Source organism: Streptomyces indicus (assembly GCF_900100315.1).
Classification (GTDB): Bacteria; Actinomycetota; Actinomycetes; order Streptomycetales; family Streptomycetaceae; genus Streptomyces; species Streptomyces indicus.
In genome coordinates this window covers 241,493-263,069 of sequence record NZ_FNFF01000001.1, presented here as the reverse complement: position 1 = coordinate 263,069, position 21,577 = coordinate 241,493, and the positions used below count along the sequence as shown (strand labels likewise).

General features: G+C 71.4%; 23 protein-coding genes and 1 pseudogene. 17 read left to right on the top strand and 7 right to left on the bottom strand.

Annotation, left to right across the window (positions count from 1 at the left end; all coding sequences use genetic code 11):
* Positions 1-51 precede the first annotated feature (51 nt).
* On the top strand, positions 52-900 hold the full coding sequence (gene aac(3) / locus BLT97_RS01215; RefSeq protein WP_093606748.1) for an aminoglycoside 3-N-acetyltransferase: 849 nt from the start codon (positions 52-54) through the stop codon (positions 898-900).
* Between the two features lie 35 nt (positions 901-935).
* The gene (locus BLT97_RS01210; RefSeq protein WP_093606747.1) at positions 936-1,400 is read left to right on the top strand and encodes an NUDIX hydrolase; all 465 of its coding nucleotides are present in this window, start codon (positions 936-938) and stop codon (positions 1,398-1,400) included.
* 62 nt (positions 1,401-1,462) lie between these two features.
* Here the strand turns inward: BLT97_RS01210 and BLT97_RS01205 are convergent, their stop codons facing one another.
* The gene (locus BLT97_RS01205) at positions 1,463-2,632 is read right to left on the bottom strand and encodes a PQQ-dependent sugar dehydrogenase (RefSeq protein WP_093606746.1); all 1,170 of its coding nucleotides are present in this window, start codon (positions 2,630-2,632) and stop codon (positions 1,463-1,465) included.
* 251 nt (positions 2,633-2,883) lie between these two features.
* Here BLT97_RS01205 and BLT97_RS01200 point away from each other — a divergent pair, with 251 nt between their 5' ends.
* Positions 2,884-3,351, top strand: coding sequence for a hypothetical protein (locus tag BLT97_RS01200; RefSeq protein WP_093606745.1), 468 nt, complete (start codon positions 2,884-2,886; stop codon positions 3,349-3,351).
* Between the two features lie 14 nt (positions 3,352-3,365).
* Here BLT97_RS01200 and BLT97_RS01195 read toward each other — a convergent pair whose 3' ends face one another.
* Complete coding sequence (locus BLT97_RS01195) at positions 3,366-3,752, bottom strand: VOC family protein (RefSeq protein WP_093606744.1); 387 nt, start codon at positions 3,750-3,752, stop codon at positions 3,366-3,368.
* A 71-nt stretch (positions 3,753-3,823) separates the two neighbouring features.
* On the opposite strand from BLT97_RS01195, the gene BLT97_RS01190 reads away from it, so the two are divergent.
* Positions 3,824-4,369, top strand: a complete 546-nt coding sequence (locus BLT97_RS01190) for a GNAT family N-acetyltransferase (RefSeq protein ID WP_093606743.1) — start codon at positions 3,824-3,826, stop codon at positions 4,367-4,369.
* A 60-nt stretch (positions 4,370-4,429) separates the two neighbouring features.
* Here BLT97_RS01190 and BLT97_RS01185 read toward each other — a convergent pair whose 3' ends face one another.
* The 3 genes from BLT97_RS01185 to BLT97_RS01180 form a co-directional block, all read right to left on the bottom strand.
* Positions 4,430-5,113, bottom strand: coding sequence for a glycerophosphodiester phosphodiesterase (locus BLT97_RS01185; protein WP_093606742.1), 684 nt, complete (start codon positions 5,111-5,113; stop codon positions 4,430-4,432).
* A 92-nt stretch (positions 5,114-5,205) separates the two neighbouring features.
* Positions 5,206-5,331, bottom strand: a complete 126-nt coding sequence (locus BLT97_RS38860) for a hypothetical protein (RefSeq protein ID WP_281251108.1) — start codon at positions 5,329-5,331, stop codon at positions 5,206-5,208.
* 144 nt (positions 5,332-5,475) lie between these two features.
* Entirely contained in the window at positions 5,476-6,072 is a 597-nt protein-coding gene (locus tag BLT97_RS01180) for a PadR family transcriptional regulator (protein WP_093606741.1), read from the bottom strand.
* 142 nt (positions 6,073-6,214) lie between these two features.
* Between BLT97_RS01180 and BLT97_RS01175 the strand changes: the two genes are divergently transcribed.
* The 7 genes from BLT97_RS01175 (at position 6,215) to BLT97_RS01145 (ending at position 13,223) form a co-directional block, all read left to right on the top strand.
* Positions 6,215-7,468: an LLM class flavin-dependent oxidoreductase gene (locus BLT97_RS01175; RefSeq protein ID WP_093606740.1), complete on the top strand. Its 1,254-nt coding sequence runs from the start codon at positions 6,215-6,217 to the stop codon at positions 7,466-7,468.
* Positions 7,469-7,560: 92 nt separating this feature from the next.
* The gene (locus BLT97_RS01170; RefSeq protein ID WP_425442654.1) at positions 7,561-8,502 is read left to right on the top strand and encodes an alpha/beta hydrolase; all 942 of its coding nucleotides are present in this window, start codon (positions 7,561-7,563) and stop codon (positions 8,500-8,502) included.
* Between the two features lie 81 nt (positions 8,503-8,583).
* Entirely contained in the window at positions 8,584-9,981 is a 1,398-nt protein-coding gene (locus BLT97_RS01165) for a DUF6421 family protein (RefSeq protein ID WP_093606738.1), read from the top strand.
* Positions 9,982-10,007: 26 nt separating this feature from the next.
* Entirely contained in the window at positions 10,008-10,763 is a 756-nt protein-coding gene (locus tag BLT97_RS01160) for an SDR family NAD(P)-dependent oxidoreductase (protein WP_093606737.1), read from the top strand.
* Complete coding sequence (locus tag BLT97_RS01155) at positions 10,760-11,842, top strand: threonine aldolase family protein (protein ID WP_093606736.1); 1,083 nt, start codon at positions 10,760-10,762, stop codon at positions 11,840-11,842. Before BLT97_RS01160 ends, BLT97_RS01155 begins: the two co-directional genes overlap by 4 nt.
* An 86-nt stretch (positions 11,843-11,928) precedes the next feature.
* On the top strand, positions 11,929-12,528 hold the full coding sequence (locus BLT97_RS01150; RefSeq protein WP_093606735.1) for a transglutaminase domain-containing protein: 600 nt from the start codon (positions 11,929-11,931) through the stop codon (positions 12,526-12,528).
* A gap of 8 nt (positions 12,529-12,536) precedes the next feature.
* Positions 12,537-13,223 (top strand): B3/B4 domain-containing protein, encoded by a 687-nt coding sequence (locus tag BLT97_RS01145; protein ID WP_093606734.1) that lies wholly within the window; start codon positions 12,537-12,539, stop codon positions 13,221-13,223.
* A gap of 12 nt (positions 13,224-13,235) precedes the next feature.
* Here BLT97_RS01145 and BLT97_RS01140 read toward each other — a convergent pair whose 3' ends face one another.
* Complete coding sequence (locus BLT97_RS01140; protein ID WP_093606733.1) at positions 13,236-13,964, bottom strand: lysophospholipid acyltransferase family protein; 729 nt, start codon at positions 13,962-13,964, stop codon at positions 13,236-13,238.
* Positions 13,965-14,179: 215 nt separating this feature from the next.
* On the opposite strand from BLT97_RS01140, the pseudogene BLT97_RS01135 reads away from it, so the two are divergent.
* From BLT97_RS01135 to BLT97_RS01120, 4 genes and pseudogenes are all read left to right on the top strand, one after another.
* Positions 14,180-14,539, top strand: a pseudogene (locus BLT97_RS01135) (TlpA family protein disulfide reductase); the annotation flags it as partial.
* An 83-nt stretch (positions 14,540-14,622) separates the two neighbouring features.
* Positions 14,623-15,156: a flavin reductase family protein gene (locus BLT97_RS01130; protein ID WP_093606731.1), complete on the top strand. Its 534-nt coding sequence runs from the start codon at positions 14,623-14,625 to the stop codon at positions 15,154-15,156.
* Between the two features lie 254 nt (positions 15,157-15,410).
* The gene (locus BLT97_RS01125) at positions 15,411-16,196 is read left to right on the top strand and encodes an electron transfer flavoprotein subunit beta/FixA family protein (protein ID WP_093606730.1); all 786 of its coding nucleotides are present in this window, start codon (positions 15,411-15,413) and stop codon (positions 16,194-16,196) included.
* Between the two features lie 76 nt (positions 16,197-16,272).
* Positions 16,273-17,235: an electron transfer flavoprotein subunit alpha/FixB family protein gene (locus tag BLT97_RS01120; protein WP_093606729.1), complete on the top strand. Its 963-nt coding sequence runs from the start codon at positions 16,273-16,275 to the stop codon at positions 17,233-17,235.
* A gap of 56 nt (positions 17,236-17,291) precedes the next feature.
* Here the strand turns inward: BLT97_RS01120 and BLT97_RS01115 are convergent, their stop codons facing one another.
* On the bottom strand, positions 17,292-18,167 hold the full coding sequence (locus BLT97_RS01115; RefSeq protein WP_425442653.1) for an endonuclease/exonuclease/phosphatase family protein: 876 nt from the start codon (positions 18,165-18,167) through the stop codon (positions 17,292-17,294).
* A gap of 109 nt (positions 18,168-18,276) precedes the next feature.
* On the opposite strand from BLT97_RS01115, the gene BLT97_RS01110 reads away from it, so the two are divergent.
* Together BLT97_RS01110 and BLT97_RS01105 are read left to right on the top strand one after the other, a co-directional pair.
* Entirely contained in the window at positions 18,277-19,566 is a 1,290-nt protein-coding gene (locus BLT97_RS01110; protein WP_093606727.1) for a DUF6986 family protein, read from the top strand.
* A 114-nt stretch (positions 19,567-19,680) separates the two neighbouring features.
* On the top strand, positions 19,681-21,450 hold the full coding sequence (locus BLT97_RS01105) for a serine/threonine-protein kinase (protein ID WP_093607681.1): 1,770 nt from the start codon (positions 19,681-19,683) through the stop codon (positions 21,448-21,450).
* Positions 21,451-21,577 lie beyond the last annotated feature (127 nt).

Sequence of the window (21,577 nt, the reverse complement as noted above, 5' to 3'; positions counted from 1 at the left end):
CACGGAAAAATCGGATGCCAACGGGCGATCCCGTACAGCTAAGTTGGGCCCGTGGACGAACTCGCCCTCCTGAAGCTCTCCAACGGCCCCGTCACCCGCACCCGTCTCGTGCGCGACCTGAGCGCCCTCGGACTCGGTCCCGGGGACAGCGTGATGTTCCACACGCGGCTCTCCGCCCTCGGCTATGTGACCGGCGGCTCGCAGACCCTCATCGACGCGCTGCGCGAAGTCGTCGGCGACCAGGGGACGTTGATGGTGACCTGCGGGTGGAACGACGCCCCGCCGTACGAGTGGACCACCTGGCCGCCCGACTGGCAGGAGGCGGTGCGCGCGGAGCACCCGGCGTTCGACCCGGAGCGCGCCGAGTGCGACCACTCCTTCGGCCGGCTGCCCGAGGCCCTGCGCCGGCAGCCCGGAGCCGTGCGCAGCCGCCACCCCGACGCGAGTTTCGCCGCGCTGGGCGCCGCGGCGCACCGACTGATGGACGACCACCCCTGGGACGACCCGCACGGACCGGACAGCCCGCTCGCGCGCCTGGTCGCACTCGGCGGCAAGGTCCTGGTGCTCGGCGCGGGCCTCGACTCGCTGACCGTGCTGCACCACGCGGAGGCTCTGGCCGATGCGCCGGGCAAGCGTTTCGTGGACTACGAGCAGCCCATCCTCGTGGACGGCCGGCGCGAGTGGCGGCGCTTCCACGACATCGACTCGGCTGAGGGCGCGTTCGACTACACGCCCGTGGTCGGACCGGAGCGCGACGCCTTCGAGGTCATCGGGCAGGAGTTCGTGGCGTCGGGCGGCGGTGTGCGGGGCCTGGTGGGGGCCGCCGAGAGCCACCTGTTCGACGCCCGCGAACTCACCGCCTTCGGCGTGGCATGGATGGAGGACAAGCTGCGCCGCTGAACGGCCCGGGCGCCCGGCGGTTGTTTACTGGGCCCATGACCGACAAGCGCAGCGCGGGCCTGCTGCTCTTCCGCGAGACAGGCGGGCGCATCGAGGTGCTGCTCGGGCACATGGGCGGACCGTTCTGGGCCCGGCGCGACGCCGGTGCCTGGTCCGTCCCGAAGGGCGAGTACACCCCGGACGAGGAGCCGATGGCCGCGGCCCGGCGCGAGTTCCAGGAGGAGCTCGGACTGCCGCCGCCCGAGGGCGCGTTCCTGCCGCTGGGCGAGGTCCGGCAGTCGGGCGGCAAGACCGTCACCGTGTGGGCGGTCCGCGCCGACCTCGACCCGGACACCGTGGTGCCCGGCACCTTCCGGATGGAGTGGCCCAAGGGGTCGGGCGTGCTGCGGGAGTTCCCCGAGCTCGACAGGGTGGCGTGGTGGTCACTCGACGACGCGGCGGACAAGCTCGTGAAGGCGCAGACCGTCTTCCTGGCCCGGCTTGCCGACCTGCTCGCCTGACGGGCGGCCCGTCACGTCGGGGGTGCGCCACCGCCCGCAGCGCACCCCACCGGCGGGGCCCGTCAGGTGGCCTTGATACGGAACACGCTGCCGCTCTGCGCGAGCACGTACAGCGCACCGTCGCAGCCCTGCGCGAACGAGACGACCTCGCCGCCGCTCACCCCGAGGTCGGTCACGCCGGTCACCTTGCCGCCGTCCACCGTCAGGGCCCGCAGCGTGCCGTCGCAGTAGTCGCTGAACACATACCGGCCCTTGAGCGCCGGAATGTCCTTGCCTCGGTACACGTACCCGCCGGTCACCGAGCAACCGAGACCGGTGCGGTCGTACTCGTACACCGGCGGCACATGGTTCGCGGGCTCGGTGCCGCCGCGGAACGGGTGCGTGCCCTCCATCTGCGACCAGCCGTAGTTCTCACCGCCCTTGCTGCTCGCGGGCGCCCGGTCGATCTCCTCCCAGTCGCTCTGCCCGACGTCCCCGATCCACAGGTCGCCCGCGGTCTTGTCGAAGGAGAACCGCCACGGATTGCGCAGCCCGTACGCCCAGATCTCCTCCTTCGCGCCGGGCTCGCCGACGAACGGGTTGTCCTCGGGGATCGCGTACGGTGTGCCGCCGCGCGGGTCGATGCGCAGGATCTTGCCGAGCAGCGTGCCGAGGTTCTGGCCGTTGCCGTGCGGATCGCCGCCCGAACCGCCGTCGCCGAGCGCGATGTAGAGGAGGCCGTCGGGTCCGAACGCGATGTCGCCACCGTTGTGGTTCGCGTACGGCTGCGTCTGGGTGAGGACGGTGCGCCGTGTCTCCGGCCGGAGCCTGCCGTCCCGCACCGCGAACTCGTCGACGGTGCTGGTGCCTTCTAGATCCGTGTACGAGATGTAGAAGTGCCGGTGGCCGGGGGAGAAGGCGATGCCGAGCAGCCCGCGCTCCCCGTCGGTGGTGGTCTCGGCGGAGATGTCGAGCACGGGCGTGCCGAGCCCCTGCTTGCCCAGGATGCGCACGGTGCCCGCCCGTTCGGCGATCCAGAGCTGTCCGCGGGGTCCCGCGGCGCCGGCGATGGGGTTCTGCGCCTTGGCCACTTCTTCGAGTGCGACGGCCGGGGCGCGGTGGGGTGCGACCATCGAGGCGCTGGAGGGAGCGCCCGCCGGGGCGGCGGACAGGGCGGGGTGGGACGAGAGGGCCAAGGACGCGGCGAGTGCGATGGTGCCGATGACCGCCGAGGTTCTGGTGCGTACGTTCACCGTGATCCTCCAGGAGCGACGAGGGGGCACCTGGCTGCTCGGGCAGGGAAGAGGTGGTGTCGACCGTGCCGGCACGCAACGAGGTGGGGGGATTGAGTGCTACTGGCCACGGGAGAGGATACGGGGAAGGGCGTGATTGGTGTAGACCAAGAGGCGTATGGCGCGTAATTCCCGCCGGAATGGCGGGAATTGAGGGCCGGTCCGAGGCGTCGGCAGGAACCGGCCCCGCACCCGCCCGCGTCAAGGCGGGCATGCGCCGACTCACACGCACCCTGCCCGCGGCCGCCCTCGCGCTGGCCGTGGGCGGATGCGGCTTCCTCGTGGACACGGCCGACGACGGCCCGGGCGAGCGCACGGCCTTCGTCGAGCTCGGCCCGCTGGCCATGAGACCGGACCACGACCTCCGCGGCACGCGGCTCGGCCCCCGGGGCGAGGCCGAGCGGCTGTACGCCGCCCTCGAAGCGGCGGAGGCCGGCAAGCTGCCGCAGGTCCGCAAGGCGCTGACCGTGACACCGGCCGACGGCGAGGTGGGCCTCGCAATCGTCCTGCCCGGGTGCCGCAACACCGGAGCGCGCCTGGCGGTGAAGGGTCGTACGGTGTCGGCCGAGCTCACCGGCGGCGAGAACGTCAACTGCGGCCAGGCGGAGTACTTTCTGGCCACTTTCGAGATCCCCGCCGGTGACCTGCCGGACAACTGGACCTCGGGCGCCACCCCCTAGCACCCGCAGCTCCCTCAGGGCCGGTACCGCAGCGGATGGTCCGCAGGCACCTCCACGACGGCGATGCGCACCCCGTCCGGATCGGCGACCCACATCTCGACCAGCCCCCACGGCTCCCGCACGGGCTCGCGCAGGATCTCGACGTCGCGGGCGCGCAGCTCCTCGTGCACGGCCCGGACGTCGGCCACCTGGAGCCACAACTGGAGCCCGGGCGCAGGCGGTTCGGGTGACCGGCCCGCGACCTCCAGGAACCCACCGCCCAGGAAATACACAGTGCCGCGCTCGGGCCCCGTACCGAACTCGCGGTAGATCTCAAGACCCAGCGCACCGCCGTAGAACGACCGGCTGCGCTCGGGATCGGTGGGACGCAGCAGCACGCGGCTGCTCAATACATGGACCATGCTCGTCGAGGCTAGCCCCCGCGGGTTACGCTCACGGCCTCGCTGCAACTCCTCCTGAAAGGCCCGCCCGCATGGACACCCGCCCCGTCTCCGGTGACCTGGCCTTCCGCGACGCCACGTACGCGGACGTGGACGCGCTCGTCGCGCTCGTCGAGTCCTCGTACCGCGGCGATGCGAGCCGCGCGGGCTGGACCACCGAGGCGGACCTCCTCGACGGACAGCGCACCGACCCCGACGGCGTGCGCGCGGTCATCGACCAGGAGGGCAGCCGCCTCATGGTGGCCCTGCGCGAGGGCGAGCTGGTGGCGTGCTGCCAGCTGGAGAACCGCGGCGAGGCCGCCTACTTCGGGATGTTCTCCGTGCGGCCCGGGCTGCAGGGCGCGGGCCTCGGCAAGTCCGTGCTCGCCGAGGCCGAGCGCTTCGCGGCCCAGGAGTGGGGCGTGCGCGAGATGCAGATGACCGTCATCGCGCAGCGCGAGGACCTGATCGCCTGGTACGAGCGGCGCGGCTACCGCCGTACGGGCAGCTACACCCCGTTCCCGTACGGCGATGAGCGCTTCGGCATCCCGCGCCGCCCGGACCTCAAGTTCGAGCTTCTCGTCAAGCCGCTCGCGTGACCGTGCGCGCGGCCTGCCGCTGCACGCCCCGACAGCGCGGCGGTTCCGTGGCGGGATCGCTCAGGCCGTGAAGCGGCCCGTGCGCTTGATCTCCGGGTAGTCGGTGGTCGCGCCGTCGAGTTCCAGGGCGCGCACCAGCCGGAGGTGGTCCTGGGTGTTGACCACCCAGCCGATCACGCGCAGGCCCTCCTTGCGGGCCAGTTCCACCGTCTCCAGCGTGAGCCGGCGGATGTTGAGCACCAAGGCGCCCGCGCCCACGGCGACCGCGCGCTCCACCACGTCGGTCCCGTAGCGGCTGGCGACCAGCGCCGTGCGCACCCCGGGGACCAGCTTGGCCATCTCGGCCAGCGCCTCGTCGTGGAAGGACAGCACCTCGACGCGGCCCACGAGGTCGCGCCGGTGCATCACCTCGGCGAGCGCCCGCGCGGCCGCGACATCCTTGATCTCGGCCTGGAGCGGCGCCCGTACGGCGTCGAGGACCTCCTCGAACACCGGGATGCGCTCGCCCTTCCCCGCGTCCAGCTCACGCAGCTCCGCGAGCGTCTTCTCGGCGATCGGACCCCTGCCGTCGGTGGTGCGGTCCACCTCCGCGTCGTGCATGACGACCAGGGCGCCGTCCTTGCTCAGATGCAGATCGAGCTCGACGACGTCCAGGCCGGCACGCTGTGCGGCGATGAAGGAGCGGAGCGTGTTCTCGGGTTCCACACCCATGATTCCGCGATGACCGATGGTGACGAAGTTCAAGGTTCACTCGCTTCCGTCGACGGGCGGCTCTCGTGCTGCACGGGCAGCAGCCGCGTGTCAGCAGTCCCGTACCCCACGCGGCAGCCCGCAGCCTAACGGCCCGCCACGGAGATGAACCCGGACGTGCGGGGCGGAACGGAGGCGTCCGCTCGGGCTCCGGCGATGCCCAGGATGAGGCCGGTGATCACGGCGGCGACAAGAACGGCACGGGTACTCACGGTGGCGGCGCTCCGACGGCGGACGGGGACGGGATCCCCTGTCCTAGCGCCGCGCGGCCACGCCCGGCCAATCCGCGTCACCCGTGGGTGGGCGAGTCCCGCGCACTTTGACGCGGGCGCGCGGAGGCGGTCGCGGCGCGGTGGCTACGAGGGCAGCTCGTCCAGGTCCGTCAACATCGCCTCGGCCAGCTCCAGTTCGGAACGCAGCCGCCGCTCGGTCCAGCGCAGCGCGATCTGCGGATGCGCCCAGGCCTCCACTCCCTCGGCCTGCGCGGCGGCGTCCGTCACCTCTTTCAGCTCGCCCTTGGTGCGCGCGATGTGCTCCACGACCAGCTCCCGCAGATGCGCGGGAGACGTCAGATGCCCCAGCCACACCCTCAGGAGCAGCGGATGCTTGAGCACCGCGGCGCCCGCGTCCTGGGTGGTGCCGGCCCAGTCCGCGAGTGCCTCCCGGCCGGCGGCGGTGATGGCGTACGTGCGCTTCGTGCGGGGCGCCTCCGCGCCCGAGCGGCGCGAGGTCACGTAACCGAGCGACTCGAGCCGTCGCAGCTCGGCGTAGATCTGGCTGATCGCGGGGGACCAGTAGAAGAACCGCAGCGAGGCGTCGGCCCACTTCTTCAGCTCGTACCCCGTCCGCTCACCGGGGAAGGAGAGCAGCCCGAGCACGGCCCAAGCGGTCGGCGGCAGGGCGCGGCCGGCCTCCGGGGTGCGGTCCGGCGGCGAAAGGTGCTGATCAGCCATGCGCGCATTCAAGAGGGGCCGGTGCCCGGATGCAATCCCTGTGTCGTATCCCTTGCCACTTCGAGACCTGACGGCTAGTCATATAGCTATTAGGCATACGGCGCCGGGTCCCGCTGCGTGGGCCCAACTCCCAGGAGGAACCGTGAAGTTCTCCGTGATCTTCGAGGCCCAGCTGGCGGACCCGACGGTGGAGCGCGAGCACCAGGTGATCCGTGACTGCGTGGAACAGGCCGTCTACGCCGAGGAGATGGGGTTCGACCGGATCTGGGCCGTCGAGCACCACTCCCTCAAGTGGTACGCGCACATGAGCGCCCCGGAGATCTTCCTGACCTGGGTGGCCGCGAAGACCAGCACCATCCGCATCGGGCACGGTGTGGTGTGCATGCCCTTCAACTTCAACCATCCGGCGCGCGTGGCCGAACGGGCCGCCATGCTCGACCTGCTCTCCGGCGGCCGGCTCGATCTCGGCGCGGGCCGCGGCGGCACCGAGCAGGAGACCTCGCTGTGCGGAGTCGACAAGGAGCGCACCACGCAGGAGGTCGAGGAGGCACTGCGGATCATCGGCAAGGCCTGGCAGGAGGACGAGCTCGAGTACCACGGCGAGCTGATCGACATCGACCCGCACCCGATCCTGCCCCGCCCGCAGCAGACCCCGCACCCCCCGCTGTTCCTGGCGTGCAGCCGCGCCGACACCCTGCGCCAGGCCGCCGAGCTCGGCATCGGTGCGCTGGTGATGGGCTTCGCCGGGCCGCAGTCCATCAAGGAGATGCGCGAGGCCTACGACAGCGCGTTGGCCGGCCGGGACAGCTCGCGCTTCGTCTCCTCTGTCGTCAACGATCATTTCTCCGTACTGTGTCCGACGATCGTTCTCGACGACCGGGAGACGGCGCAGCGGATCGGCATCCGCGGGCAGCGATTCTTCGCCCAGTCGATCGGTCACTGGTACGGAGGGGCGGGCATCCCGGATGAGGCCGTGGTCGAGGGCGCCGACGAGGCCGCGGCCATGCGCGAGGCCGCCGAGCAGGTCGTGGCCCGGCTGCACGAGCACAACATCCCCGTACGCCCCACCGCCACCGCCACCTTCAACGCGGACCACGCCTACGGCACCGCCGAGGACGCCATCGCCTACGTCGAGCAGCTCCGCGACGCGGGCGCCGACGAGATCATGTGCCTGATCCAGATGGGCACGGTCCCGCAGGAGGCCTGCATGGAGACCATTCGGCAGTGGGGCGAGAAGGTCATCCCGCACTTCCGCTCCGAGCGGACCCCGCGGCCCCGGAGTGGGCAGGCCTCGCTTGAGCGCCGCGAAGAGCAGCCTCCGCGGCACCGCGAAGTGCAGCCTCCCCAGCACCGCGAAGAGCAGACCCCGCAGCAGCGCCAGAAGGAGAACCGATGAGCGCCGAACCCGAGACGGCCCCCGCCGACCCGCACCGCCAGGTCGTCGGCGAGGACGGGCTCAGCCCCGAGGCCCGGGTGTTCGCCGACCTGATGACGGCCGCCGTACCGCCGCTGGGCCGCGAGGTCACCGACGCGGCCGAGGCCCGCCGCCTCCTGGCCGCCAACCCGAAGCCGGACGTGCCGCCCCTGGAAGTCGGCTCGGTCGAGAACCGCACCGTCCCGGGCCCCGAGGGGGCGCCGGAGATACCCGTACGCATCTATCTGCCCGATCCGGTCGAGGCGCCCGGCCCCCGGCCCACCGTCGTGTTCTTCCACGGCGGCGGGTGGACGATCTGCGACCTCGATTCCCACGACGGGACCGCCCGCGCGCTGTGCCGGGGCGCGGGCGCGGCGGTGGTGTCCGTGGACTACCGGCTCGCCCCGGAGAACCCCTTCCCCGCCGCCGTCGACGACGCCTGGGCGGCGCTGGAGTGGGCCGCCGGACACGTGGCCGAACTGGGCGGGGACCCGGACGCGCTGGTGGTCTGCGGAGACAGCGCGGGCGGGAACATCGCGGCCGTGACCGCACAGACCGCACGCGACCGCGGACTGCCCCTCGCGCTCCAGGCGCTGGTCTACCCGATCACCGACGTCTCGCGGACCTGGGACTCGTACGAGCGCTACGCCACGGGCTACTTCCTCACCAAGGCCTCGATGCTGTGGTTCAAGGAGCAGTACGTGGCGCCCGGCTCCGACCCCGCCGACCCGCGGGTCTCCCCGCTCCGTGGCGACCTGGCGGGCCTCGCCCCCGCCCACATCGTGACCGCCGGCTGCGACCCGCTCGCGGACGAGGGCCGGGCCTACGCCGAAGCCCTGCGCACCGCCGGCGTGACGGTCACGGCGGGCCATTTCCCCCGGATGTTCCACGGCTTCTTCGGCCTCGCGGACCATCTCGACGACGCCCGCACCGCACTGGCGGGGGTCGTGGACTCCATCGCCGCCACAGTGTCCGACAGGAAGAATTCCGGTGGCGACGGGGGTGACGCAGGATAATTTCCCGAGGCCCCTCTTGTGGTGGAGAACCTCGCATGCATACGGTGTCTTTACGCGAGGTTCTCCCGTGGAGGAAGTGGCATGACGGAAATTCTTGTGCAGGACGCAATCGGGGGAGTCGTTCCTCCCGCGGACCGGGTGGTGGAGCACCCGGCCTGGCCCATGCTCAAGGATGCGGTCGAGACGCTCAGGGTCTGGCAGTCCGCGGACGGTTCCGTCGACTTCACCGCCGCGGGCGCTCCCTCGAAGGGCGAGGTCGACTCCCAGGTGGAGCGCATCGTTTCGGGCGTGGAGCAGCTCGCCCCGCTCCTGCCGCACGACGCCGCGTACCTGACGGCCCTCACCGCGGATCTGCGCCGCTGGGTGGCCGGCGGCTGTGAAGTCCCGGACTTCCTGGACTCGTTGCTGGCCTTCCAGCCCGCGGCGCACCGCGCCGACGGCCTGCAGCACCTCGTGGTTTTCCCGATGTACACGCAGAACGGGAACCCGGACCGCAACTTCGAGGCGGTCGTCCTCAAGATGGTCTGGCCCGAGTGGCTCGCCGAGCTCGAGCGGACCCGCTACGACAACCCGCTGTTCTGCGGCATCACCTTCGAGGACTTCACCTCGGGCTACGACACCAACTCCGCTGTGCTCTTCCCCGAGACCATCGCCGTGCGCGAGGCCCCCGAGCGCTTCAGCTGGGGCGGCATCTTCTGCGACCGCGAAGCCGCCCGCTTCCGCAAGGTCACCGAGGCCGCCGTCGGCATCCTCGGGCTCGAACTGCCCGCGGACATCCAGGAGATGATCGGCGACCAGGAGCGCTGCCAGGAGGCCTTCGTCCTGTGGGACATGGTCCACGACCGCACCCACAGCCACGGCGACCTGCCCTTCGACCCCTTCATGATCAAGCAGCGCCAGCCGTTCTGGATGTACGGCCTGGAGGAGCTGCGCTGCGACCTCACCGCCTTCAAGGAGGCCGTGAAGCTGGAGGCCGAGGGCGTCCCGCAGGCGCGCGACGTGCAGTTCGCGGTCCTGTTCGACCGGATGTTCCGCTTCCCCGTCACCGGTGAGCGCGTGCGCAACTACGACGGCCTCGGCGGCCAGCTGCTCTTCGCCTACCTCCACCAGCACGACGTGCTGCGCTGGACGGACAACAAGCTGCACATCGACTGGCAGCGCGCCCCCGAGATCACCAACCAGCTGTGCACCGAGATCGAGGACCTCTACCGGGCCGGCATCGACCGCCCGAAGCTGGTCCACTGGTTCGCCGCGTACGAGCTGGTCTCGCGCTACCTCTCCCCGCACCCGGGCTCGCGCTGGGCCAAGGGCCCCGACGCCCTCGACACCAGCCTGCCGCCGCGCAAGCTCGTCGACGAGGTGCTTCCGGACGAGTTTCCGCTGAGCATGTTCTATGAGGCGCTGTCGAAGAAGCTGAAGTCCGTGATCGCCTCGACCAAGGGGATCACCGCGTCGAGCGTCGAGCAGGTGGCCGCGTGAGCCATCCGCGCGCGGAGGTGAGGGCCATGAACGGAAACGGGAACGGGACGCTGAACGGCGCCGTGATCGCCGTGGCGGGCGCCGCCGGAGCGGCCGGCCGCGCCACCCTGCTGCGCCTGGCCGAGGCCGGCGCGACTGTGGTGGCCGCCGACGCGGACGCCGCGAAGCTCGCCGAGGCCGTGGACGCCGCGCGCTATGCGCACGGCGGCGCCACAGTTACGGGCGACACGGTGGACCTCCTCGACCTGGAGGCGGCCAAGGCCTGGGCCGACCGCACCGAGAAGGAGTTCGGCCGGATCGACGGCCTCGTGCACCTCGTCGGCGGCTGGCGCGGCAGCTCCTCCTTCATGGAGACCGACCTCGACGACTGGACCTTCCTCGACCAGCTCCTCATCCGGACCGTCCAGCACACCTCGCTGGCCTTCCACGACGGACTGTTGCGCAGCCCCATCGGGCGCTATCTGCTGATCAGCGCGGCCGGCGCGAGCAAGCCCACCGCGGGCAACGCCGCGTACGCCGCCGCCAAGTCGGCCGCCGAGGCCTGGACCCTGGCCCTCGGCGACGCCTTCCGCAAGGCGGGGGGCGAGGAGGGCCCGACGGCGGCGGCTGTCATCCTGATCGTGAAGGCGTTGGTGCACGACGCGATGCGCGCCGAGCGGCCGAACGCGAAGTTCGCGGGCTTCACGGACGTCAAGGAGCTGGCCGAGGCCATCGCCGGAGTCTGGGAGCGGCCCGCCCCGGAAGTGAACGGAAAGCGCCTGTGGCTGACCGAGCAGCCGTGACCAGCCCCACCAACCCGCCGAGAACCGACGCCAAGCGCCACCATGATCCGGAGATACGCGGCTTCGCGAGCGACAACTACGCGGGCGCGCACCCCGAGGTCATGGCGGCCCTCGCCCTCGCCAACGGCGGCCACCAGGTCGCCTACGGCGAGGACGACTACACGGCGCACCTGCAACAGCTGATCCGCGCGCACTTCGGCGCGAGCGCCGAGGCCTACCCGGTCTTCAACGGCACGGGCGCGAACGTCACGGCGCTCCAGGCGCTGACCGACCGCTGGGGCGCAGTGGTCTGCGCCGAGAGCGCGCACATCAACGTGGACGAGGGCGGAGCGCCAGAGCGGGTCGCCGGCCTGAAGCTGCTCACCGTCCCGACGCCCGACGGCAAGCTCACCCCCGAGCTGATCGACCGGCAGGCGTGGGGCTGGGAGGACGAGCACCGCGCGATGCCGCAGGTCGTCTCGATCACGCAGAACACCGAACTGGGCACCGTCTACACGCCCGAGGAGATCCGCGCGATCTGCGAGCACGCCCACGAGCGCGGCATGAAGGTGCACCTCGACGGCGCCCGGATCGCCAACGCGGCCGCCTCGCTCGACGTCCCGCTGCGCACCTTCACCTCGCGCGCGGGCGTGGACATCCTGTCCTTCGGCGGTACGAAGAACGGGATGCTCTTCGGAGAGGCGGTCGTTGTCCTGAACCCGGACGCGGTCAGGCACATGAAGCACCTGCGCAAGATGTCCATGCAGCTCGCCTCCAAGATGCGCTTCGTCTCGGTGCAGTTGGAGGCCCTGCTGGCCAAGGACCTCTGGCTGCGCAACGCACGGCACTCCAACGAGATGGCCCAGCGCCTGGCCGAGGGCGTGCGGGCCGTGCACGGCGTGGAGATCCTCTACGAGGTCCAGGCCAACGCGGTGTTCGCGCGGCTCCCGCAGGAGGTCAGCCGCCGCCTCATGGAGCGCTACCGCTTCTACTTCTGGGACGAGACCGCCGGCGACGTGCGCTGGATGTGCTCCTTCGACACCCGCGAGGACGACGTGGACTCGTTCGTGGCGGCGCTCAAGGAGGAGATGGCGCGCTAGCCGCCCCTTCTCACTAGCTGCATAGGTATGCGATCGACCGTAAATACATTGACCCTCGGTCGATCGCTTACCTATGCTCGCGTGCCATGGAGCTGATCCAGCAAAACCCAGACCTCTCTGCGTACTTGGCGGCGGACGACGTCATCGACCTTCACCATCCGCTCGTACGGGAGACCGCGGCGCGTCTCGCGAAAGAGGCCGCCGATTCATACTCATACGCCCAGGCGGCCTTCGAGTTCGTTCGGGACACGATCCCGCACTCGGCCGACACCGGTGATATGCGTGTCACCTGGCGCGCGTCCGACGTCCTGGAGCAGGGCACCGGGATCTGCCACGCCAAGGCCCACGCGCTCGCCGCACTGCTGCGGGCCGAGGACATCCCGACCGCGCTCTGCTATCAGCGCCTCACCTGTGACGCCGGTACGGGCTGGTGCGTGCACGGCCTGATCGCCGTCCGCTTCCACGGGGCGTGGCACCGGCAGGACCCTCGCGGAAACAAGCCCGGCGTCGATGCGCGGTTCTCCCTCGACGGCGAGCGGCTGGCGTGGGTGCCGGACGCAGAGTCCAGTGAGGTGGACTATCCGGTACTGTTCGATGTACCGCATCCGGCGGTGCTCGACATTCTGCGCAGCGCCCCGGACCGGCCGTATCTGTGGGAGAACCTCCCGGACTCGCTCACTCTCTAAGGCAGGTCATGCCCGTCCAGCTCACGGTCGCCGACGAGGTCCGCAGCCTCGCGCCCGGCTTCCACCACGTCGTCGTCGAAGCGTACGGCCTCGTCAACACGCCCAGTACGCAGGCCAGTTCGGACCTGCTCGACGAAGCCACCCGCAGGCTCACCGAGCGGCTCGGCGGCCGCGCACCGCACGAGGATCCGCACATGGCGGCCTGGCGCGCGGCCTACACCGCGTTCGGCGCCAAGCCCAGCCGCACCAGGAACTCCGCGGAGGCGCTGGCCAAGCGGGCGCTGAGCGATGCGGGGTTGCCCCGGATCAACACGCTCGTCGATGTCTACAACGCGATCAGCGTGGCCCATCTGATCCCGCTCGGCGGCGAGGACCTGGACCGCATCCAGGGCGGCATGCGGCTCATCCGCGCGAGCGGCACCGAGGACTTCGTGACCGTCGCCGGCGGCGAGCAGGTCGTGGACCATCCCGAGCCGGGCGAGGTCGTCTGGTGCGACGCTGAGGGAGTCACCTGCCGCCGCTGGAACTGGCGGCAGGGCCCGCGCACCTGCCTCGACGACACCTCCGTCAACGCCCTGTTCCTGCTGGAGGGCATGGGGGAGCACGCGGGCCTCGAAGCGGCCGCCGCCGAACTGGCGGAGCTGCTCGAGAAGTTCAGCCCCGGCGTCCGCCTGACCGTGCACGACCGGGCGTAATCGCGCCTTCGCTCAGCCGGCCTCGGCCTCGCGCGCCTTCGCGGGGGCCGGGGCCGTGCCGCCCAGGTGGGCGGGCACCCACCAGGTGTCCTCGGCGTCCTTGGGGCGCACGGGGTAGGCGCGCTGAGCCGCCTCCAGAAGCTCCTGGACCCGGTCCTTCAGGCGCCGCGTGATCGCGCCCGCGAACTGGTCCTTGGGCGCCTCCACCGGCTCGCCCACGCGGATCGTCACCGGGATGTGGGAGCGCTTGAAGTTGCGCGGCCTGCCCTTGGTCCAGATGCGCTGCGTGCCCCACAGCGCCACCGGGATCAGCGGCACCCCGGCCTCCTGCGCCAGCCGCGCCGCACCCGACTTGAAGCTCTTCAGGGTGAACGACGTGGAGATCGTGGCCTCCGGGAACACCCCGACGACCTCGCCCTTGCGCAGCGAGTCCAGCGCGTGCGCGTAGGCCTGCTCGCCCTGCGCGCGGTCCACCGGAATGTGCTTCATCCCGCGCATCAGCGGCCCGGACACCTTGTGCCGGAACACGGAGTCCTTCGCCATGAACCGCACCAGGCGCTTCTGCGGCCGGGCGGCGAGCCCGGCGAAGATGAAGTCCATGTAGCTGATGTGGTTGCTGACCAGAACGGCGCCGCCGGTCCGCGGAATGTGCTCCGACCCCTTCAGGTCGATCTTCAGATCCAGCGCCTTGAACATGGTCAGCGCCGCTCCGATGACCGGGCGGTACACGAGTTCTGCCATGGGTGTCGGAGACCCTTCCGTAGGCCAGGGGCGGGTCGCCCGGGCTCGAAGTTACGCGCCCGTAGGTTTGAGGGCTTGGCGAGATCGTGCCCCATGGGGACCGGTTCAGCCACCCTGAACGCCCCCGGTGGCGAGAGATTCTCATCACGTACGCGGGCGGAACTCTCGCCGTACACCGGCAAAACACCCTGTGAGCTCGGGAATCTTCGCGGCGCCGAGCGCGCTGCACCAGGCAGCGGCGGCAAGGAGGATCAGGTGGAAACAGGGCGAACGACGCTCACGGCCGGGCAGTTGGGGGCGGAGCTCGGGGAGCGGCCACCCTCGTGCAGTTCTCCAGCGCGTTCTGCCAGCCGTGCCGCGCCACCCGGCGGATCCTCGCCGACGTGGCCGCGATGGTCCCGGGGGTGAGGCACATCGAGATCGACGCCGAGGACCACCTGGACCTGATGCGCGCCCTGGAGATCGACCGCACACCGACCGTCCTGGTCCTCGACGCCCGCGGTCAGGTCGTACGCCGGGCCGGCGGCCAGCCCCGCAAGGCGGACGTGATCGCCGCGCTCGGGGCGGCGGTGTGACGAGGGACGGGCACCGCGTGAGTCTTCTCCCAGATACCCGGGGCGACTTGACTGCATCGGGCACCTATCGAAAGCCTGAGGTCATGCCCGACCTCGCCGACCTGCAGCGCGCCCTGCCGCATCCCGCCGCACCCGTGCAGCCCGGTTCGCCCGAGCTGCTGCGGTCGGTCTTCCGGCGCCATGCCGCGGGGGTCGCGGTGATCACCGCCCAGGGGGAGCGGCCCGTCGGCTTCACGGCCACCTCGCTCACCTCGGCCGCCGCCGAGCCGCCGCTGGTCTCCTTCGTCGTGGGCACGGGCTCCTCCAGCTGGCCCGTGCTCGCCGAGGCCGAGCACGTCGGCGTGCACATACTCGGCGAGCACCAGCGCGAGCTCGCCGCGCGCTTCGCCCGCACCGGCGCCGACCGCTTCGCGCCGCCCACGGCCTGGCGCCCGGGCCCGCACGGCGTGCCCGTCCTCGACGGCGTCCTCGCCTGGCTCGGCTGCCGGATCCTCACGCGCGTCCCCGCCGGCGACCACCGCCTCATCGTGGCCGAAGTGGTGGCGGGGGACGCGTCCGGTGAAGGGCTCCCGCTCCTGTACCACGGGGGCGGGTTCAACGGCCTGCGCGACACGTGAGACGCGACCTGTCCGCAGTGTGACCAACCTCCGCCGCGCGTGCCTGGGCACTCGCGGCCCCAGCCCATACGATCCGTTGGCAAGGTCACAGTTCCAAGCGCTTGCTCAGCGGGTAAGTGCAAGGTGTACTGACTAGTAACATTCCGAGCGGAGCACAGGGCGCCCCGTCCGGGAACCGCCGCTCCAGGCGCCTATGCTGCCTGGTACGAGGCAGCAGCCAGCCCAGTTCAAGACGATGCAGTAGGAGAGCCGGCGTGAGCTTGAGGATCGTTGTCTGTGTGAAGTACGTGCCCGACGCCACCGGCGACCGGCACTTCGCCGATGACCTGACCGTCGACCGCGACGACGTCGACGGCCTCCTTTCGGAGCTCGACGAGTACGCGGTCGAGCAGGCGCTGCAGATCGCCGAGGACGCGGACGACGCGGAGATCACCGTGCTGACCGTCGGTCCCGAGGACGCCAAGGACGCGCTGCGCAAGGCGCTGTCGATGGGCGCCGACAAGGCCGTCCACGTCGAGGACGACGACCTGCACGGCACCGACGTCATGGGCACCTCGCTCGTGCTCGCCAAGGCCATCGAGAAGACCGGCTACGACCTGGTCATCTGCGGTATGGCCTCCACCGACGGCACCATGGGTGTGCTGCCGGCGATCCTGGCGGAGCGGCTGAACGTCCCGCAGGTCACCCTCCTGTCCGAGGTCTCCGTCGAGGACGGCACCGTCAAGGGCCGCCGTGACGGCGACACCGCCTCCGAGCAGCTCGAGGCCGCGCTGCCGGCCGTCGTGTCGGTCACCGACCAGTCGGGCGAGGCCCGTTACCCCTCCTTCAAGGGGATCATGGCCGCCAAGAAGAAGCCGGTCGAGGCGCTCGACCTCGACGACCTGGACATCGACGCCGACGAGGTCGGTCTCGAGGGTGCCTGGACCGCCGTGGACTCCGCGGCCGAGCGTCCGGCCCGCACCGCCGGCACGATCGTCAAGGACGAGGGCGAGGGCGGCAAGCAGCTGGCCGAGTTCCTCGCGGGCCAGAAGTTCATCTAGGCCTTACGAGGTCATGGCTCGCAGAGCCCGGTAACCGCCCCCAAAAGCTTCGTACTTGCAGGAGAGAAGAAGTCCCATGGCTGAAGTTCTCGTCTACGTCGACCACGTCGACGGCGCCGTCCGCAAGCCCACCCTGGAGCTGCTGACCCTGGCCCGCCGCATCGGCGAGCCGGTGGCCGTGGCCCTCGGCAACGGCGCCGCGGACACCGCCGCCGCGCTCGCCGAGCACGGTGCCCCCCGCGTCCTGACCGCGGACGCCCCGGAGTTCGCCGACTACCTCGTCGTACCGAAGGTGGACGCGCTGCAGGCCGCGCACGCCGCCGTCTCGCCGGTCGCGGTCCTCGTGCCGTCCTCCGCCGAGGGCAAGGAGATCGCGGCCCGCCTCGCGGTCCGTATCGGCTCCGGCATCATCACCGACGCCGTCGACCTCGAGGCCGGCGACGAGGGTCCGGTCGCGACGCAGTCCGCGTTCGCCGCCTCCTTCACCACCAAGTCCCGTGTCTCCAAGGGCACCCCGGTCATCACGGTCAAGCCCAACAGCGCCGCCGTGGAGGCCGCCCCGGCCGCGGGCGTCGTCGAGGCCCTCGAGGTCTCCTTCTCGGCCGGTGCCACCGGCACCAAGGTCGTCTCGCGCACCCCGCGCGAGTCGACGGGCCGCCCCGAGCTGACCGAGGCCGCGATCGTGGTCTCCGGCGGCCGCGGCGTCAACGGCGCCGAGAACTTCGCGATCATCGAGAAGCTGGCCGACTCGCTCGGTGCCGCCGTCGGCGCCTCGCGTGCCGCCGTCGACGCCGGCTGGTACCCGCACTCCAACCAGGTCGGCCAGACCGGCAAGTCGGTCTCGCCGCAGCTGTACATCGCCTCCGGCATCTCCGGTGCGATCCAGCACCGCGCCGGTATGCAGACCTCGAAGACCATCGTGGCCATCAACAAGGACGCCGAGGCCCCGATCTTCGACCTGGTCGACTACGGCGTGGTCGGCGACCTCTTCGAGGTCGTCCCGCAGCTGACCACGGAGATCGAGTCCCGCAAGGGCTGAGCTCGCGTGTGAGGGCCCCTGGATCCGTTCCGCGGATCCGGGGGCCCTCGGTCTGTTCACGGCAGGGACAGGCGCGCCTGGACGGGCAGATGGTCGCTCGGGAACTGTCCGTCGAGGCGGAAGGTGTCGATCTCGGCAGCGTGCGTGCGGACGCCGGGCGAGGTGAGGATCCAGTCGATCCGGTCGCCGTCCGGCACGAGCGGTTCGTAGCCGTGGAAGGTGGCGTACTGCTTTCCTCGCTGTCCGGCCGCGTCCCACGTGTCGACGAGGCCCGCGGCGAGGAACGCCTCGTACACGGGGTCGGCGTGTGCCGGGACGTTGAAGTCGCCGGTCAGCACCACCGGCAGCGAGGGATCGAGGTCGCCGAGGCGACGCAGGATCAGCTCGGCGGAACGCTCGCGGGCCACGGCGCTCGACACATCGAGATGCGTATTGACCACGTAGAACTCCCCGCCCGTCCACAGATCCCGCAGCCGCACCCATGTCACCATGCGGACCGAGCTGCCGCCCCAGGTGTTGGAGCCGATGACGTCCGGGGTGCCGGAGAGCCAGTAGTGCTCGTACTCCACCGGGGCCAGGTGCCCGGTGTCGTAGAACACCGCCATGAACTCGCCGCGGCTGCCGCCCTCGCGGCCCGTGCCGATCCACGCGTAGCGCCCGCCGAGGTCCGCCTCGATGTCCCGCAGCTGCTGGAACAGCCCCTCCTGGGTGCCGATCACGGCGGGACGGGACGTGCGGAGCAGTGCGGCCAGGGCCGGGCGGCGCTCGGGCCAGCTGTTCGGGCGCCTGTCGCTCGCGTAGCGCAGGTTGAAGGTCATGACATCGGTCGGCACGCGGACTCCTTGCGTAGCGGTCACCATGGCTCCATGGAGACGATGCCCCGTATCCCGCGGGCGGCAAGAGGGTGTTGACCGGCGGGAAGCTCGCCGGATAACTTCGCTATACGGATTGTTGATTCCGTGGAGCGGAAACTCGCAGCCCCGTCGGCCCGACCGGCGAGGCCGACGGAATCGACGGGACAAGAAAGCGGAGGGTGCGGGAATGGGTCAGCAAGAGCAGGTGGCGACGAGCCTCGCGGGTGCGTTCAGCGAGGAGATCAGCGCTTCCCTCGCCCCGGTGGACGCGGAGCTCGAGCGCCGCTACCCGGGAGACCCCGGCACCCGCCAGCCCGTGCACACGGTCTACGTACCCGGTGAGGTGTTCCAGGCGGACACCATACGTTCCTGGGGCGACCAGGCCCTCGCCTCCCTCGACGAGCACGCCCCCGACGCCGAGACCTTCGCCAAGGTCCTCGGCCTGAGCGACGAGCTCGCCGCGCCGGTCTACGACCGCGTGCGCGCCAAGCTGGAGCGCGAGCCCGTCGAGGACCTGCGCGTGGACTTCGAGGACGGCTACAAGGGCAAGGACGAGGACGGCGACGCCGCCCGCGCCGCGCAGCTGATCGCCGACGCGTACAAGAACGGCACCGCAGCCCCGTACATGGGCATCCGTATGAAGTGCATGGAGGCCCCGGTCCGCGACCGCGGCATCCGCACCCTCGACGTCTTCCTCACCGGCCTCATGGAGGCCGGCGGCCTGCCCGAGGGACTGGTCCTCACGCTGCCGAAGGTCACCTACCCCGAGCAGGTCACCGCGATGGTGCGCCTGGTCGAGCAGTTCGAGAAGACCCGCGGCCTGAACCCCGGCCGGATCGGCTTCGAGATCCAGATCGAGACCAGCCAGTCCATCCTCGGCGCCGACGGCACCGCCACCGTCGCGAAGATGATCGACGCCGCCGAGGGCCGCGCCACCGGTCTGCACTACGGCACCTTCGACTACAGCGCCTGCCTCGGCGTCTCCGCCGCCTACCAGGCCAGCGACCACCCGGCCGCCGACCACGCGAAGGCCATCATGCAGGTGGCCGCGGCCGGCACCGGCGTGCGCGTCTCCGACGGCTCGACCAACGTGCTGCCCATCGGCACCACCGAGCAGGTACACGAGGCCTGGCGCCTGCACTACGGCCTGACCCGCCGCGCCCTGGCCCGCGCGTACTACCAGGGCTGGGACATGCACCCGCGCCACATCCCGACCCGCTACGCGGCCGTGTTCGCCTTCTACCGCGAGGGCTTCGAGGCCGCCGCCAAGCGCCTGGCCGCCTATGCCAACCACGTGGACGGCGCCGTCATGGACGAGCCCGCCACCGCCAAGGCCCTCGCCGGCTACCTGCTGCGCGGCCTCGACTGCGGCGCCCTGGACACCGGCGAGGTCACCCGCCTCACCGGCCTGACGCTGGCCCGCCTGCAGACCTACGCGGGCCCGCGCCGCGCGGACCTCACGGCCTCCGCGAAGTAACTCCCGCGCCCGGCAGGGCCACTGGGACGCAACTCCCGCAGCCGGCATGGCTGTCACCGCTGCCCCGTAGTCTGTACGCGACGTGTCGCAGGTGTACGGACGGACGGGGCAGTGGTGTCTTCGGGGGACTCGGGCCGCTCGACGGGGGAGAACGCGGGCGAAGGGCGGGTGCTCGCCGGCAGATACCGGGTGCTGGCGCAGCTCGGGCGCGGTGGCATGGGCGTCGTGTGGCGCGCGTACGACGAGATCCTCGGCCGTGAAGTCGCCGTCAAGGAGCTGCGCACCTACTCGGACGCCGCGGCCCCCGAACTCGACGCCCTGCGCGTCCGGATGCAGCGCGAGGCCCGCGCCGCGGCCCGGGTGCGGCACCCCGGAGTCGTCGCCGTGCACGACGTGGCGGAGGCCGACGGCCGCCCGCTGATCGTCATGGAGCTGATCGACGGGCCCTCGCTCGACGCCGTGCTGCGCGAGCGCGGCCCGCTGACCCCGCGCGAGGCGGCCGGGATCGGCGCCGAGGTGATGGAGGCACTGGCCGCGGCCCACCGCGCCGGAGTGCTGCACCGCGATGTGAAGCCGGGCAACATCCTCCTGGCCGCCGACGGCCGGGTGCTGCTCACGGACTTCGGCATCGCCACCATGGAGGATCCCGGCGACGGCTCCTCCACGCACCTCACGCGCAGCGGCGAACTGGTCGGCTCCCTCGACTACTTGGCGCCCGAGCGCGCCCAGGGCCAGGACCCCGGGCCCGCTTCCGACGTCTGGGCACTCGGCGCGACCCTGTACGGAGCGGTCGAGGGCTCGGTGCCCTTCCGCCGCACCTCGACCTGGTCGACCCTGACGGCGATCGTGGTCGAACCGCTGCCGGAACCGGTGCGCGCAGGCCCGCTCACCCCCGTACTGCAGCAGCTGATGGCGAAGGACCCGCAGGCGCGCCCCGACGCCGAGACGGCGGCCCGGCTGCTGCGAGAGGTCGCCGAAACGGCACCCGACGACGTACCCACCACGTCCTTGCGCCCGATGCCAAGCGCCCCTGCCGGGGGACCGGTGCCGACCGAGGTGAACCGGCCCGGTCCCGTGCCGCAGGGGTTCGGGCCGCCGGAGCCCTGGCAGCAGCCGGTGCCCGTCGTGTCCTCGACGGCCGGCCCCGCGCCCGCCCCCGCGTCCCGACGCCGGGGCCGGGCGGCCCTGGTGATCGCGGCCGCGGTCGCCGTGCTCGGCGCGGCGGGCGGTGGCTATCTGCTGCTCAACAGCGCGGACAAGCCCGGGAGTTCGGCCTCACGTCAGGGAAGCGCGGGAGCCGGGAGCGAGCCCTCGGGCGACAGGAAGCCGACCAACGGCAGCGCATCGCCCCGCGGCAGCGGCTCACCGAAGCCCGACGCCTCGAAAGGCGACGGCAAGGACTCGCCCGCGCCCTCGAAGCCCGGTGCCGAGGGAGGCACCACGGGTGGCGGGTCGGACGACTCAGGTACGGGCAACGGCGGGTCGGATACGGGAGGTTCGGGGAGCGGTGGCTCCGCGTCCGGCGGGTCAGGGTCCGGCTCCGGTGGCACCGACGGTGGTACGGGCGGTGGGTCCGCGACCGGGGGCGGCGGCCCCGCGCCGATGTGCGAGCCGATCGGCGGCGGCAAGTACAACTGCCGGGTGTGGCGCACCGCGAAGTCCTATACGGCATCGGGCAGCGAGGCGGGCATCCTCAACGCCGGCACCAACTACTTCTACTGCCAGTCGAATCTGGGCCGCCGCGAGACGCACGGCGAGTGGACCAACGTGTGGTGGGCGAAGACGGACGACGACAGCGGGAACACCGGCGTATGGGTCAGCGACGTCTACATCGAGGGCGGCGACAACGACGCTCCGGTGCCGGGGCTGCCTGTTTGTCCGTGAGACTCGTCTGTCCGTGAGGTCTGCCTGTCTGGGAGGCCCGTCTGTCCGTGAGGCCTGCCTGTCCGGGAGGCCCGCCTGCCCTTGCGGCCCGCCTGTCCGAGGCCGGCCGGGACGCCCGTGTGCCGCC

What these genes read in the sequence shown, in the direction of transcription:
- BLT97_RS01145 (WP_093606734.1), top strand. Translation starts at nt 12,537, where the DNA reads ATGCCCGTCCAGCTCACGGTCGCCGACGAGGTCCGCAGCCTCGCGCCC.
- BLT97_RS01190 (WP_093606743.1), top strand. Translation starts at nt 3,824, where the DNA reads ATGGACACCCGCCCCGTCTCCGGTGACCTGGCCTTCCGCGACGCCACG.
- BLT97_RS01110 (WP_093606727.1), top strand. Translation starts at nt 18,277, where the DNA reads ATGGGTCAGCAAGAGCAGGTGGCGACGAGCCTCGCGGGTGCGTTCAGC.
- BLT97_RS01195 (WP_093606744.1), bottom strand. Translation starts at nt 3,752, where the DNA reads ATGGTCCATGTATTGAGCAGCCGCGTGCTGCTGCGTCCCACCGATCCC.
- BLT97_RS01120 (WP_093606729.1), top strand. Translation starts at nt 16,273, where the DNA reads ATGGCTGAAGTTCTCGTCTACGTCGACCACGTCGACGGCGCCGTCCGC.
- BLT97_RS01170 (WP_425442654.1), top strand. Translation starts at nt 7,561, where the DNA reads ATGACGGCCGCCGTACCGCCGCTGGGCCGCGAGGTCACCGACGCGGCC.
- BLT97_RS01165 (WP_093606738.1), top strand. Translation starts at nt 8,584, where the DNA reads ATGACGGAAATTCTTGTGCAGGACGCAATCGGGGGAGTCGTTCCTCCC.
- BLT97_RS01210 (WP_093606747.1), top strand. Translation starts at nt 936, where the DNA reads ATGACCGACAAGCGCAGCGCGGGCCTGCTGCTCTTCCGCGAGACAGGC.
- BLT97_RS01200 (WP_093606745.1), top strand. Translation starts at nt 2,884, where the DNA reads ATGCGCCGACTCACACGCACCCTGCCCGCGGCCGCCCTCGCGCTGGCC.
- BLT97_RS01150 (WP_093606735.1), top strand. Translation starts at nt 11,929, where the DNA reads ATGGAGCTGATCCAGCAAAACCCAGACCTCTCTGCGTACTTGGCGGCG.
- BLT97_RS01130 (WP_093606731.1), top strand. Translation starts at nt 14,623, where the DNA reads ATGCCCGACCTCGCCGACCTGCAGCGCGCCCTGCCGCATCCCGCCGCA.
- BLT97_RS01140 (WP_093606733.1), bottom strand. Translation starts at nt 13,964, where the DNA reads ATGGCAGAACTCGTGTACCGCCCGGTCATCGGAGCGGCGCTGACCATG.
- BLT97_RS01160 (WP_093606737.1), top strand. Translation starts at nt 10,008, where the DNA reads ATGAACGGAAACGGGAACGGGACGCTGAACGGCGCCGTGATCGCCGTG.
- BLT97_RS01180 (WP_093606741.1), bottom strand. Translation starts at nt 6,072, where the DNA reads ATGGCTGATCAGCACCTTTCGCCGCCGGACCGCACCCCGGAGGCCGGC.